This window comes from Peribacillus sp. YIM B13477 (assembly GCF_042787955.1).
GTDB lineage: Bacteria > Bacillota > Bacilli > Bacillales > DSM-1321 > Peribacillus > Peribacillus frigoritolerans.
The window spans coordinates 1,322,586-1,336,981 of the sequence record NZ_JBHZPD010000001.1; the positions used below are offsets into that span (position 1 = coordinate 1,322,586).

General features: G+C 39.3%; 10 protein-coding genes and 1 pseudogene. 1 reads left to right on the plus strand and 10 read right to left on the minus strand.

The genetic code is table 11. The features are described from left to right. Positions 1-173: 173 nt before the first annotated feature. The 4 genes from ACFX4H_RS06390 to ACFX4H_RS06405 all read right to left on the minus strand — a co-directional run bounded on the left by ACFX4H_RS06390 (position 174) and on the right by ACFX4H_RS06405 (position 5,480). The gene (locus ACFX4H_RS06390; RefSeq protein ID WP_377434613.1) at positions 174-944 is read right to left on the minus strand and encodes an SDR family NAD(P)-dependent oxidoreductase; all 771 of its coding nucleotides are present in this window, start codon (positions 942-944) and stop codon (positions 174-176) included. After that, entirely contained in the window at positions 941-2,362 is a 1,422-nt protein-coding gene (locus tag ACFX4H_RS06395; protein ID WP_095393930.1) for an aldehyde dehydrogenase family protein, read from the minus strand. The genes ACFX4H_RS06390 and ACFX4H_RS06395 overlap by 4 nt, the downstream gene beginning before the upstream one ends. Further along, positions 2,359-3,462 carry a tartrate dehydrogenase gene (locus ACFX4H_RS06400; RefSeq protein ID WP_377434615.1) on the minus strand — a complete coding sequence of 368 codons (1,104 nt, stop codon included), beginning with the start codon at positions 3,460-3,462 and terminating at the stop codon, positions 2,359-2,361. The genes ACFX4H_RS06395 and ACFX4H_RS06400 overlap by 4 nt, the downstream gene beginning before the upstream one ends. A 176-nt stretch (positions 3,463-3,638) precedes the next feature. Continuing rightward, positions 3,639-5,480, minus strand: a complete 1,842-nt coding sequence (locus ACFX4H_RS06405) for a sigma 54-interacting transcriptional regulator (RefSeq protein WP_377434618.1) — start codon at positions 5,478-5,480, stop codon at positions 3,639-3,641. 395 nt (positions 5,481-5,875) lie between these two features. Between ACFX4H_RS06405 and ACFX4H_RS06410 the strand changes: the two are divergent. Then, positions 5,876-5,992, plus strand: a pseudogene (locus ACFX4H_RS06410) (formylglycine-generating enzyme family protein); the annotation flags it as partial. Positions 5,993-6,504: 512 nt separating this feature from the next. Here ACFX4H_RS06410 and ACFX4H_RS06415 read toward each other — a convergent pair. The 6 genes from ACFX4H_RS06415 to ACFX4H_RS06440 all read right to left on the minus strand — a co-directional run bounded on the left by ACFX4H_RS06415 (position 6,505) and on the right by ACFX4H_RS06440 (position 14,141). Continuing rightward, positions 6,505-8,055, minus strand: a complete 1,551-nt coding sequence (locus ACFX4H_RS06415; RefSeq protein WP_377434621.1) for a histidine kinase N-terminal 7TM domain-containing diguanylate cyclase — start codon at positions 8,053-8,055, stop codon at positions 6,505-6,507. Positions 8,056-8,274: 219 nt separating this feature from the next. Beyond that, positions 8,275-10,074, minus strand: a complete 1,800-nt coding sequence (locus tag ACFX4H_RS06420; RefSeq protein WP_377434760.1) for a S9 family peptidase — start codon at positions 10,072-10,074, stop codon at positions 8,275-8,277. Between the two features lie 303 nt (positions 10,075-10,377). After that, positions 10,378-11,379, minus strand: coding sequence for a C40 family peptidase (locus tag ACFX4H_RS06425; protein WP_241636043.1), 1,002 nt, complete (start codon positions 11,377-11,379; stop codon positions 10,378-10,380). Positions 11,380-11,403: 24 nt separating this feature from the next. Continuing rightward, positions 11,404-12,486 (minus strand): dipeptide epimerase, encoded by a 1,083-nt coding sequence (locus tag ACFX4H_RS06430; RefSeq protein ID WP_377434624.1) that lies wholly within the window; start codon positions 12,484-12,486, stop codon positions 11,404-11,406. 15 nt (positions 12,487-12,501) lie between these two features. After that, positions 12,502-13,662 (minus strand): DUF819 family protein, encoded by a 1,161-nt coding sequence (locus tag ACFX4H_RS06435; protein ID WP_377434627.1) that lies wholly within the window; start codon positions 13,660-13,662, stop codon positions 12,502-12,504. A 161-nt stretch (positions 13,663-13,823) separates the two neighbouring features. After that, positions 13,824-14,141 (minus strand): DUF3870 domain-containing protein, encoded by a 318-nt coding sequence (locus ACFX4H_RS06440; protein WP_034312026.1) that lies wholly within the window; start codon positions 14,139-14,141, stop codon positions 13,824-13,826. Positions 14,142-14,396 lie beyond the last annotated feature (255 nt).

Sequence of the window (14,396 nt, forward strand, 5' to 3'; positions counted from 1 at the left end):
TTTTTAAGAATTATGGCAAAATCATTAGTCTCAACATTAAAGGCCACTAATGAACCTTTAATTTTTTTTGAAAGCATACGATATTGCTTAAAGTACTTTCGCTAAATCGTATGCTTTCAAAGCTCACTAAAAAAAATGAGTCTTGTTATCTATGTTTTCGTCCCGCTCACCGATTAAATTCCCCGGCCTCCATCTACATTGAGTATCTCTCCAGTTACAATTTTTGCTAAGTCGGAAGCGAGATAAAGGGAAGCTTGCGCAATATCCTCTGGCTGTATAAGGGAACCTAATGGAACACTATCCAAAAAGATTTTTTTCTTATCTTCTTCCATCAGTGTCCCGTCCCCGTTCAAAAATTGATTGATCATCGGTGTATCAGCAGGGCCTGGGTTAATGGCATTCACACGAATTTTATATGGGGCGAACTCCAATGCCAATGCCTTTGTAAGCATAATTGCAGCCCCTTTTGAGGCGCAGTATGCATTTAAACCAGGACGAGCTCGAACCCCTGCAATGGAAGCAATATTTATTATCGAACCGCTTTGCTGTTTTTTCATGATTGGAGCTGCATACTTGGTAGTTAAAAAGATAGATTTCGTATTAACGTCCATAATCCGATCCCATTGTTCAATACTTAAATCCTCCACCTCTGTGAAGACCTGAGGTACACCAGCACAATTTACTACTATGTCTAATCTTCCAAAAACCCCCTCCACTTCCTGAAACAGTGCAGCCACGTCTTCGTTATTAGAAACATCGACTTGAACGGCCTTTACATTTTCGCTAGGAAACGAATCGCTTGCTGCTTTAGCTGCCTCGATATTCAAGTCTGCGAAGATTACATTTGCTTTTTGTTCAACAAATAATTGTGCAATGGCTTTCCCCATACCTGACCCTGCTCCCGTTACAATGGCTGTTTTCCCCTGTAATAATTCCTCAATCATAAGTTAATCACCACCATTTTTTCATCTGTCATTTCTTCAATCGTATATCTTGGGCCTTCCTTGCCAATTCCACTATTCTTAACTCCACCATATGGCATCATATCGTTGCGGTAGGTTGATACGTCATTCACGATTACTCCACCATATTCCAGCACCTTGACTGCCTTTAAAGCTAAAGCCAGATCTCGTGTAAAAATGCCTGCTTGAAGACCATAATCCGATTGATTGGCCGACTCTAATGCTTCCAAAAAATCCTCGTAAGGGATTATCGCCACTACCGGTGCGAACACTTCCTGGCAAACAACTTTCATTTTCGGTGTTGTTTGAGTTAAAACAGCTGGATAAAATAGTGAACCCTCCCTTCGAATCGGCGTAAGCGAAACAGCACCTTCTGAGATAGCCTCTTTGACCCACTGTTCTACGCGAATCGCCTCTTTTTCATTAATCATTGGACCTATATCCGTGTCCGGTTCTTCCGGATTCCCAACTTTAAGTTGTTGAACATATGAAAGATACTTTTCTGTAAAATCATCCAATACAGAATTATGCACATATAAACGCTGAACAGATATACATGCTTGCCCTGCATTGTGAAAGCTACGGGAGGCCGTAAGCTTGGCCGCTTGGTCCAAATCAGCATCAAAATGAATAATGTTGGGTGAATTGTTCCCTAGCTCCAACGCTACTGGGCGCATTCCACTTTTCTCTTTAATATATTTTCCAACTCCTGCTGATCCAGTGAAAGAATACATGGCAATCCGTTCATCCTGTAAAAGCCATTCACCAACTTCGGCGCCACCATTTACCACATTTACATATCCTTTTGGCAGTCCAGCCTCTTCAAACAGTTCTACTAATTGAAACGTGGTCACAGGTGTGTTTGGTGCTGGTTTGACTACTACTGTATTTCCTGATGCTAGTGCTGGGGCGATTTTATGTATCGCTAACAATAATGGGTAATTAAACGGAGTGATGGCTCCAATGACCCCTTTAGGGACACGGATAGTGAACCCCAATCGATTATCCGCTCCTTCGACGGCCTGCAACGGAATCATTTCACCAGTAATTCTTTTTGCTTCTTCCGCGGACAAACGCAAAGTTTCAATTGTGCGATCCAGTTCACCTTTGGCATCTTTAATAGTCTTACCTACTTCTCTCACCAAGGTGATTTCAAATTCTTCTCTACGTTCTTGGAACAACTCTGAAGCTTTCAATAAAATTCGATACCTTTGAAATGCAGTTAATTTATCTTGTTTAAAGCATTTTTGTGCCTCTGTTATAGCATTATAAACATGTTGCTTTTCTGCCTTAGCAATATGAGTTAATACTTCACCTGTAAATTTGTTGTATACAGGAATCGTCTCTTCTGTAGGTACTTGCTGTCCACCAATAGATAAATGATAGTCTTTAATAATCATTTTTTCTCCCCCAAATTGGTTTTTAAACTCATTTCCCATATTTTTGAAACAATTGCATCTCCCATTTCCATGGTATTTGCCGTTCCTCCGAGATCAGGAGTTCTGATTTCACCTTCGAATAACACTTCTTCTATGGCACTCAACACCAATTTTCCTAATTCAGGAAGTCTAAGATGATCCATCATGAGACTAATGCTCCAAATTTGTGCAATTGGATTGGCAATACCTTTTCCTGCTATATCTGGTGCTGAGCCGTGAATTGGTTCAAACATCGAAGGATATTTCCTTTCAGGATTGATGTTTCCAGAAGGCGCCAACCCCAGTCCCCCAACTATTGCAGCTCCTAAATCTGTTAAAATATCTCCAAACAGATTGCTTCCCGCTACGACATCAAAACTTTCAGGCTTTGAGATAAAATAAGCAGCAAGTGCATCTATATGATAGAGTTGAACATCTATCTGTGGGTACTCATTTCCAATTTCTTTAACGATTTCATCCCAAAATGGCATGGTATGATTAATCGCATTGGACTTTGTTGCAACCGTCAGCCTTTTCTTTGCCCTACTTTCAGCCACTGAATAGGCATATTTGAGAATCCTTTCGCTACCATAGCGGGTAAATACATTGTTTTGTATCGCCGTTTCATATGGTGTGCCTTCGTGAAGGCGACCACCTATATTCGAATACTCCCCTTCTGTATTTTCTCTAATTACGACAAAGTCCAAATCATCATGTGATTTATATCTCAATGGGCTTTCCAACCCTTTAAGCAGTTTGATCGGCCTCAAGTTAACATATTGCTGAAAATGTCTGCGAATTGGAAGAATAAGTTCCCATACCGAAACATGATCTGGAACAGTAGGAGCTCCAACTGCTCCAAATAAAATCGTGTCGTAATCCTCCAATAAATTTAATCCATTTACTGGCATCATCCTTCCATGTTTTAGATAATACTCACAATTCCAATCATAGAAATCGTAAAAAAATCTTACACCTGAATGTACTTCTTCAAGCACTTTTAAAACTTTCAATCCTTCATTAACTACCTCTGGACCAATTCCGTCCCCAGGAATAATTGCGATGGAAAAGTGTTTTTGCAATTTCTTCACCTCATTATGTTTCATAATAATGTGCTACAATTTCATATCTTGCAAAAACCGTGCCAATGAAATAAAAACACTGAAAATTCAGATATATCAATTAATAAAAGAGCTTTTTATTTTACAACCCTTCGATAAGTGTTTTAAATCACAACAATATGTTGAAATTTGAAACACTATAGATTATATTCTTTTAGTTTTCTCCATAAAGTAGATCGGTCTACTCCAAGTGCTTGTGCGGTCTTAGTTTTATTATTGAAATATTTTTTTAGTGCCGCCTCAATCAGTTCTCGTTCATTCACTTTAATGCTTAAATCAGAAAGATCTTTCTGGTTTTTGTTCCTATTAAGCTTTTGTAAAAGGAATTCGCCGCTATGGACCGTTAAGGTTGAACCCTCTTCAAGTAGTACCATTCGTTCAACTATATTTCTGAGCTCCCTTATATTTCCTGGCCAGTCATATGCCTTAAATAATGTGTATACCTCTTGGTCAATACTAACGATTTGCGTTTCGCGTTTTTCGTTAAATTGATTGACTATTGCCCCCAATAGGTCAGGAATATCGATTAATCGATCGCGCAATGGTGGTAACTCAACATTCAAAACGTTAATTCGGTAATATAAGTCCGTTCGAAACCTTTTTTCTCTAATTTCTTCCTCTAATTTTCGATTTGTTGCAGCAATGATTCTAACATCTACTGGCACAACACGATCGCCCCCAACCCTTCGCACTGTTCTTTCCTGAAGAACACGCAATAATAGAGCTTGGATATGTAGAGGCATTTCACCTATTTCATCTAAAAATAAAGTGCCACCATGAGCAAGTTCAAATAGACCTGCTTTTCCTCCCTTATTCGCCCCTGTAAATGCACCCTCTTCATAGCCGAATAATTCACTTTCCAACAGGCTTTCTGGTAATGCAGAACAGTTTACAGCAACAAAAGGACCTAGTACACGTGGACTTGCCAAATGAATACCTTGTGCGAATAATTCTTTGCCAGTTCCAGATTCACCTGTAATTAACACAGTTGCATCAGTTCGAGCAAATCGTTGGGCTAAATCTTTAGCCTTTACCAATTCCGAGGATCGGCCAACTATATCACTCAGTCTATGTTTTGCTTCGAGTCCGCTTTGATGTAACATCTTTCTAAGTTTAAGCTCCATTTTTTGAATATTAGTGATTTCTTTAAAACTTGAAACTACCCCGACTATTTTACCTTTTACAATCACAGGGAATCGGTTTATGACAATTTGCCTCCCCATGACTGTTGCAATATCCCCCATTTCAATTTTTCCGGTTGCAAGAATGCGCATCAAATCGGAATGAGGGATAAATTCTGTAATCTTATGTCCTTTAACTCCATCTTGTAGACCTAATAATTTTTTCGCATGTTCGTTAGCTACTGTAATTCTTCCCTCATGGTCTACTGCCACAACTCCATCGTGAGCAGATTTAACAATAGCTTCTACCTGATACCTTTCCATAGCCATGCTTGCAGTTAATTTGTCTATGGAAATTGCCATTTGTATAGTAGAAATCAAAGAAGAAAGGGAGGGGTTGATAAGATGTACGGTTCCTGTATGTGAATGAGTGAGTAAATCTTTCATCCAATCTGGAGCTACATACACCGTATCCGGCTGTATACCAGCTGAAAAAAACTCTTCTTTACTTACAAAATGTAATGGGATTGGTGGATTCTCATCAAATTCTTTTTTTAGCCATTCAATTTCTTCATTCGATGCAACAACACAACATTTTTTGCTAGAATCATTCATTAGACCTTTTTTTTCTTTCGTTCTCTCAATATCATCCAGACGGATGGAAATCGGTAGTATTGGAACTTGAAGAGCTTCTAATTCTTTTTGGTAGATAGCCGGCGTTATAATGACCATCGGGTTCATAATCTGCTCTAACAAAGCATTCACAGAATAAAAACGAGCCGTATTGTATCCTACTCCTTGAAACAGCTTTCCAATTTGATTTTCCAATGAGTCACTCATTTTATATAAAGCAATCATTACACTTCTCCTTGTTACACAGATTTGGGAATCAACCCATTATTTTCATTACAATTATACACTCACATACAATATATGGCATTCTAACTTCATGTCCAACTATATATTTCAAAGGTTTTTTGGTGCTTTTCTTCCTCCATAAAGAAGACTGAAATGAAAAAATATGGCTTCTTTTAAGAATAAAGCTTAAGGCTAATGACATTTTTGTTTTTATTTAAGTGGTGTTTGAGTCTAAATATACTCTGTTTGAAACCAAAAACAGTTTTAGTACTTATTTAACTCCCTGAAGATATCTGTAAATATAAACATAATATTTATATTTATTTAAATGTTCTTATAGTGGTGAAATTTGCAAATCAGGTCGATAGGAGGAAGGTAGATTGTTAAAGGAATTAATGAGTTACATTGATTATCCAATGGTGAAAGTTCCAGGGGGAGAAATAGAATTAAGAGACGATAGAATTAAAAGCAAATGGAAAGCTGAAATCAGACCGTTTCTTCTTTCCTGTTACTGAGGATTTCTACTATGCCGAATCAACGACTGCATTCACTGATATACAAAAATCACTCAGTGAATTTTACAGGGTCCTTAAACTAAAAGGAACTTTGTTATCCATTGATATGACAGCGGAAACCAGCCTTGATTCTGCCTCAAAAAAGGAAATCATGAAATTTTATCATTTAAGAGAATTATTAAAATGCAACCCGAATGGTTGAATTCTTCCGACAAAACGGGTTTTTAGAGGTAAATATCTTGAGATCGAGTACCGCCTTAGAGCAATTAATGAATTCTTAAGTTTCAAATAGCCCCTTCAGCCTTTGAATGAATCTTTGAAACGAGTCATGGACGAACATTATCGCCTCATTTTTTCTTACGGAAACAGCCTCGGTTATAGAGTATACAGAGCTAGTAAAAAATAGGGCACTCATCATGAATAACGCAGCTTAAGGTGTGTCTGGAATCTTGAACACAATGAAAAAAACCTAGAACAAGTTCAAGGTTTAAAAGAAAGGCAATATAGTCTTAGGCTATGATCTGTACACAATTTCGGCCATTCTTCTTTGCGGCATATAAGGCTTGGTCGGCCCGTGGCATCAATGTTTGGATGGAATGGCCTCGATCACCAGCTTCAATTGATGCATGAGTCACACCGAAACTGCAGGTAACGGAAATCTTCTCTCCATTAACCTCTGCAATACTTTCAGAAACCTTACCCCTTATAACATCGGCCAACTCATATGCAGTGGGTAAATCGGTATTCGGCAAACATACGATAAATTCTTCACCACCATAGCGCCCTAATAGATCTCCTTCCCGAATATATTCTTTTGCAGTATTTGCAACAAGCATTATGACAGCATCCCCTGCTTCATGTCCAAAAGTATCATTAACATTTTTAAAATGATCGATATCAAACATGATGACTGAAACACTGCCGCCTTCCCTGCTTAGAGCATCGAATAAAATTTCCGATTTTTTGATGAAAAATGTTCTATTCAATATTTGGGTTAACCCGTCCAAGCTGGCAAGTTGTTTCAACTTTTCCTGCATGAGCACTCTTTCAGTTACGTCGGCGAAGGTAATGATCTGTCCGATAGGTTGGTTGCTTTTGTTGAACACGGGTGAAAAACCAATATGGTAATGTACCATATCACCATTTATGCTGCGTGTAAAATCCCTGTCTTGCTTAAGGTCGATTATTTCCCTAAGATGATGATTCCCATTTAGCACACTTGTAATCGATTTACCTATAGTATGTTCATCCAACAAAGGTATGACTTTGCGCATTCCATGGTTATAATCAACAATCAAACCATGTTGATTTAAAACGATGACACCCTCTTTCATACTTTCAAAAACAGTATCCCTGGCGATCGGTGCTATATTGAACATTTGAAAAGTCAATAGTGCCGCACCATGAAAGATAAACGTGATACTCATGGATACAGGACCAAGATCGATTCCATATGAGCTTAATCCGTTTATATAATAGTAATTTGCTATTATAGGAATAAGCAGACCTGCCACCATCATTGATATTTGCATCCTGAATCTGAATGAAGAATTTTTCAACTGCCTTAGCAATATTATTATACTTATCATCACACATAAAAAAAGAAACAGGGAGTGAACGTAAAACCAAGGGCCGCCCACCAGTTTAATTATTGGAAAAGGACTATCGCCTCTCAATCGCATTGATTTGTAATATAAGTGATGAGAATCATTTGTATAATGCATGAAAATGGTGATGAACGGTATGATGAAGAGTGCATATTTCCATACCTTCTTGAGGCTATGCCCTATATATTCGATACACATCAACAAAAGGAAGACTGGGATGAATGGCAAGGCCAAGTACTCGACCCTTAACCAAAATAAGATTTGTTCCAAAGATGTACTGGAAAGTTCGAAAGCATAGGAAAAAGTAAAAATGGAAGACAATAATGTCACGATAATATACGGTTTTGCTCCAGGTGCATCCTTGACCTTTAATAGTGCAAATAAACACAGGAACAAACTTAAAGCACCTGCCAATATAACTACGAGTAAGTATATCGATAATTCCCGTGGCATTGCGAATCAACTCCGTTAAACAAAAAATACTTTTTCCGTATATTATATAGCACTTTATAACTAGGTGACTAGCGTTTATTCGGGGAATTCCGAATTTTAAAGGAATGATTTTTTTAAACGCCATATTGGTAGCTATTTACTAACTCCCAAAACTTAAAAACCCCTGCTTCATCACTTTGAACGTGAGCGGCAGGGGTTCTTAAGTTGTAAAAATATAGATTATACCTTCTCTGTTACTGCTGTGAATCGATTTAAGAAGGAGAGTATTTTTTGATAGACGGCAATCTCATTTTCTTTTTTGGAAAATCCATGTCCTTCATTTTCTAGAAGCATATAATCGACATCCCTTCCTTTATCCTTCAACGCTTGAACGATTTGATCCGATTCCTCTTTGACGACACGGGGATCGTTTGCTCCTTGAATGACAAGCATTGGCTTTATCATGGATTCTAGATAAGTGATAGGCGAATACTCGATTAGTTTTTCTTTATCTTTTTCCGGATTTCCTACCCACTGGTCCATGACTGGCTTCCAGTCTTCAGGTACGGAATTGATAAATGAGAATAGGTTGGATGGGCCGAAAATATCGACAACCGCCTTAAAATAATCCGCATGTCGCCCGTGCAGCAGAAGGGCCATATAGCCTCCGAAGCTTCCGCCCATCAAAAGAATGTTGCCTTTTTGTGCATGCCCTTGGTCTATCAGCCAATCAAGGCCGGCTACATTATCAAGTCGCGGTCCATTTCCCCAATCTCCCTCTACCATTTTCATGAATTCCAAACCATAACCAGTAGAACCGCGGAAGTTTGGCGCGAAAATACTGTAACCGTTATTCAGGAAAAATTGAAATGAAGCTCTAAAAAACTTCCGTTCTGCCGCTTGAGGTCCTCCATGAGGCCAAAAAATGACTTCACCATTGTCATTTTCCTTTTTTGCCCTAAAAAATAACGATTCGATTTCCCGGCCATCAAAGGAAGGGTAGGTAATGATGTCCGGTTCAACCAATTCATTGGAATCGACGCCAGGAACAGTATATTTAGTTAATGATACCCACTCATCACCTGTATTTTTATAGATATTATGAGGCTTGGTTGCACTCATGCCAAATAGGTAAAGCGTGCCTGATGCAGCAACTTCAAGTTTATTAATGACACTGCATGGCACGGGGATGTTTCTCCAATTTTCATTTTGCAGATTGATTTCATATAATTGATCCTCTACACCCTTTTGACTGGTTATATATAATAATTGATTCTCTTTACTATAAGTAATGGCAGTAAAACTCTCATTCTCCAATTCTTTAACTTTACAGAACTTGTTTGTTTCAAGGTTGTATGAAGCCAAATAGGTAAAGTCCGAATCATAATCAGTCAATAAATATATCATCGAATCCGAAACAAAAACCCCATCATTCACTGTGTGTTGCTTCTCTGTCGGCGGAGTGAGCAGGATATCTTCGTTCCCTTTTTTTGCATAGAGAAGAGTATATGTATTAGCAAAGTGTTTATAGTAAAGTAAGGTTTCTTCATCAGGGCTGAAGCCAAATAAATAGGTCGCTGCATCTTTCCCCTCCAGTACCAGCCTTTCCTGTCCTGATTCTAAATCCAAACAATAGGAATTAAGAAAGGACGGATTTCCTCTGGATGTCGTGTAATAGAGCTTTTTACTGTCATTCGATAATTTTGGCATGAAATTACGTGTATTTTCATGATTAACGATTTCCTTCATTGTACCTCCATTCAAAAGAACTCCGTAAAACTGGGTATTTTCATTACCGTCTTGATCGAAACCAGCAATGATAAACCGGCTCTTCTTATCATATATAAGCCCTTGGCAGCTTTGATCGATGGATGTAAGCGGATAAGGAAAGGAGTTTGGCAAATCCATTCCCCATAAATTATACTTGCCGCTCAAATTGGTACTGAAAACCAGATGTTTTTCATCTGGACTTACAGCAAAATCAGCAATGGAAAACGTTCGTAAAAATTGCTCAACATCAGGTTTTGGAAAAGTGATCATCATTGGCATCCCCTTACTTTTATAATATTAAGAAATATCTGCAACTAATTATACCATATTTTTCCTCATCGTGGAATTCGCAACCTAAGGAAGTAGTGAAGTCAAGTTTCACTCACCAAAAAATGGATAATAATCATCCCTGAATATTTAGTCTCATTTAATCTTAACTAAACACTCTATAGGCCACCGGAACAACTTATTCAAAACGATTCCTCTTTAAAGACATCGGAGCATATTCTGAGAGAAGATCTGTTTACATATGAAAAAAGCTTAAGAGCACTGGGCTCTTAAGCTTTTTAGGCATCAATCGATATATCTTCTTGCTCCGGCATATTCCTCTCCGTATCCCGATGTTTTTATTTCATCAATCCTTACATGTGTTGAGCTGTTAGGCGAATGGATCATTTTGCCGTCACCAATATACATTCCGACATGATGGACCTTTCCTTTCCCTTTATCATGGGCAAAAAATAGTAAGTCACCTGGCTGAAGATTTTCTTGTTCAACCTTTTTGCCATGCTGGGCCTGAATGGAAGAGTCCCTTGGGATCGTTATTCCGTTAGCATGGTACATCGTATACGTAAATCCAGAACAGTCAAATCCAAAACCGGACATTCCAGCCCATAGGTAAGGTAGCCCCAAAAAACCTTTTCCTGATTCAACGATGTCCTTACCGGTTGGAGCCGGTATTTGATTTTCATTTTGATAGACTGACACGTCTTGCTTTTCCATCCATTTTGCCCCATTACCCGGTGTCATCACCTTCACTTTATCTTTTTTCACCTGCAATAGCGGAAGGCGGGTATTGAAGCTGACTTCAATGAATTTGGACCGAAGTTTCGAATCCGAATAAAGCCAGGTCTTTGGGGCATTTACAAGGGCAAATCCTCGTTTAAATTGCTTCTCAAAAGAATGTCCGTCTTTTAATTGTGCCTTTGGCATCCAACCTGGGTAACCAATATCATTGCGGGGTGTAGGTTGATTGGCAACGGCTACTTTCACCCATTCGCCACGTTCTTCAAGAATCGTCACTTTAGAACCATATAAAGCTTGTGTTTCCAGGTTACCTACAAGCCACAGCTTGTCTTCATATTTCATCGAGCCGATCCATTCATTCAAATCAGCGGGATTCGATGCAGAAGGGGCATCGATTTCCCTTAATAATCCCGGCTCAGTCCAAAGAGTGGCCACGTTCACATCAACATAGGCAATTCTCTGCTTCTCCCTGGAACTAGCTTCATTGGGACTGAATACTAAAATACCAAAAGCAAATAAAGATAACACAAAAACGGTTAACCTTTTCAAATCATTCACCCTTTCGAAATTTTTTTATTGAGCAAAAGAGGATTTCCTCTTGACTCCCAGTCCAGGTTTATCGGAAATGAGAAGTTGATCTTTCATAAATTGAATGCCTTCAAATGGCTCATTCTTAATCCATAATGGGGCATCTAAATCAATCTTCGTTATATTTGGATGGGCGGTTGCCAGATGAGCCGCGGCCGCTACACTAACGGATGATTCCATCATACTCCCGATCATGCATTCCACCCCGGCTGCTTCTGCCATATCGGCGATTTGGAGTGCACGTCGAATTCCGCCAGTTTTCATTAATTTGATATTAAGGAAATCAACGGCATGTTCATTCAGGAGCCTCATGGCATCACGTGGGGAAAACAAACTTTCATCGGCCATGATCGGCACTTGGACAGAGCGTTTTATTTCTTTCAATCCTTCGATATCATGGGCTTGCACGGGCTGTTCCACCAAATCAACGTTCAGCTTTCTTTCTTCGATTTCATGAATGATGGAAATCGCTTGTTTTGTTGTCCACCCTTGATTTGCGTCAATCCTGATCATAGCCTGTTCGCCAACAGCAGCACGAATGCAGGCAACTCGCTCCACGTCACTCTTCCAATCCTTCCCCAGTTTTATCTTCATCGTAGAGAATCCGCTTTCGATAAGGGACAATGCCGCCTTTGCCATTTCTTCAGGTTCATCAACGCTGATTGTCATATCATTTTTCAGGACATTAGATTTACCGCCAAGATATTGATATAATGGAAGCTGCCATCGTTTGCTGACTGCGTCGTACAAAGCGATTTCAACAGCAGCTTTTGCACTTGTGTTACCTACACAGGATCGTTGGATCAGCTGAGACAATGCATTGATATTCTCGATGTCGCGGCCAATTAGATGTGGTGTGATTACTTCTTCAATGACCGACATGATTCCTTTTGTAGAATCACCTGTGATGGCAACCGTAGGGGCTGCAGCCCCCAAACCTTCCGTTCCATCCTCCAATTTTACGGAAACCATGATGTTTTCAATTTCCATTGCAGTGCGTAATGCAGTCTTGAATGGCTTGATAAGTGGCAAGGTTTCCACTGATACTTGTAAACTTTCAATCTTCATATTAACAACCCTTCCTTAAAAGCTTGAGAGTATATATGATGTAAGAATTCCAAAATAGGTGCCCAGAAGACTGCCAAGTACTGCCATCAATATCCCGACCGGTATTAGCGCCCGGTTGAATGCACCTGCCAATATGGGGGCTGATGCCACGCCCCCTATGTTGGCCAAAGAGGCAACTCCCATTGTAAATAGATCCAACTTAAAGATTTTGGCCAAGATGACCATGATCAATCCATGAAAGAATAGAATCATAAAGCCGGAAATAATATAGACAGGTGCTTGAAACAGCTGTGAAAAATCGGCATGGGAAGCAATTAAACCAATGACGATATAAAGCATGACTTTGGAAATTTCCATGGAACCGGCAATACGTCCAACCTTCGTGACAGCCAGAATTAATCCTACGGTCGAAGCGATGATGATCGTCCAAGTGGTTCCATTCACAGCGGCACCGAGTACCGGCAGTCTCTCCCCAATTTGGGTTGCACCTGCTGAAACAATTAAAGCCAGCGCCAAGAAACCGATCAATTCAACGAATCCGAATTCCGTCTTGGCGGTTTCCCCCGCTTCAAGCTCGGAAGTCATCTGATCAATGAAAGATGTATCCGCTTTCGTCCAAATATTGAATTTACCAGCAAGAGGCACCAGCCAAAACAAGAACATGACCCAAATGGAATAATTAACAGTATCCATGATCAACGCATAGCCAAAAATATTTTCAGGCACATCGAGTATGCCTTGCAAGATCACCATATTGGCAGAGCCCCCTGTCCAGCTTGCGCTCAAGGCCGAGAATGCCTTCCAAGTTCCTTCCGCATAAAAGCCATTCATTAAAACGTAAGTAAGAGTGAACCCTCCAATAATACTGAATGAAGCCGCAAAAAAAGTTAACAGCATCTTTGGTCCAAGCCTGATGATTTTCCGCATATCGCATTGCAAAAGCATAAGCATCAACATGGCAGGCAAGAGGAGCCCCCGTATGGTGCTATATGCACTTTCGACTGACTCACTATCTGAAAAGACCCCGAATGTTTTCATCAGAGCCGCTCCAATATAAATAAGGACAATACCAGGAACATACTTGAAGAACTTTCCTCCTATCTTTTTTTCCACAACCGCAATCACGGCAGTAAATGCCAATAAAAAGCAGACAAACATTACACCATCTTGAATCATATTCCATACCTCCTTAAATTTTATAACAAAAGGTAATTTCCATTTTTTTCACACTCTTCTATTAATTATTGCATGGCACTACATAGAAAAATCCAGCTGCCAAAGAGCGCGTACGCACTCTTTAACAGCTGGATTTCAATTGCGACTGACAAAAGAAGCAGCTATAACTTATAAAGTTGCTGATATTTGATGCTGGCATTTCTTAGGGCGACGGTCAGTGCTTTCTGAGATGAACCAAAATACCGTTGCTCAATTTCTGTCTCCAATTCATCGGGCCGAAGAATGGATTTACCAACTAACATGGATTGAATGAAGCGTGATGTAATCGATATCGTGGTCGAGCATTCCGCATCCACTATTTCATGCGTATCACGATCAATGACAAACCCGATAAAAAAGCAGTTGAATTGCTGTGTAATTGGATTATTGGACGGTGCCTTCGATTCGCCAACTATATATACTGTATTCTGTTGAAACATGATTGTTGTGCCTCCTGCCATTACAGACATCATAACAGGTATAAATAGGGTGACTATCTATATTATTACAATATGAAATGGTTATATATATTTTAATATATATAGCAAGAATTGACAATATATTTTGTATATTTAGTCAATTACCGATTCCTTCGGCCAGAGAATAGATAAGTTCTATAACTAATACGCCAATCAAACTGAAGAATCACGAAGAATAACCAGGTATTGTTAAAGAACTCGTTTCAGGGGTCATTT

Excerpts from the sequence above, each read along its gene's own strand:
- ACFX4H_RS06390 (WP_377434613.1), bottom strand. The coding sequence starts at position 944 with ATGATTGAGGAATTATTACAGGGGAAAACAGCCATTGTAACGGGAGCA.
- ACFX4H_RS06395 (WP_095393930.1), bottom strand. The coding sequence starts at position 2,362 with ATGATTATTAAAGACTATCATTTATCTATTGGTGGACAGCAAGTACCT.
- ACFX4H_RS06405 (WP_377434618.1), bottom strand. The coding sequence starts at position 5,480 with ATGATTGCTTTATATAAAATGAGTGACTCATTGGAAAATCAAATTGGA.
- ACFX4H_RS06415 (WP_377434621.1), bottom strand. The coding sequence starts at position 8,055 with ATGCCACGGGAATTATCGATATACTTACTCGTAGTTATATTGGCAGGT.
- ACFX4H_RS06420 (WP_377434760.1), bottom strand. The coding sequence starts at position 10,074 with ATGATCACTTTTCCAAAACCTGATGTTGAGCAATTTTTACGAACGTTT.
- ACFX4H_RS06430 (WP_377434624.1), bottom strand. The coding sequence starts at position 12,486 with ATGAAGATTGAAAGTTTACAAGTATCAGTGGAAACCTTGCCACTTATC.
- ACFX4H_RS06435 (WP_377434627.1), bottom strand. The coding sequence starts at position 13,662 with ATGATTCAAGATGGTGTAATGTTTGTCTGCTTTTTATTGGCATTTACT.
- ACFX4H_RS06440 (WP_034312026.1), bottom strand. The coding sequence starts at position 14,141 with ATGTTTCAACAGAATACAGTATATATAGTTGGCGAATCGAAGGCACCG.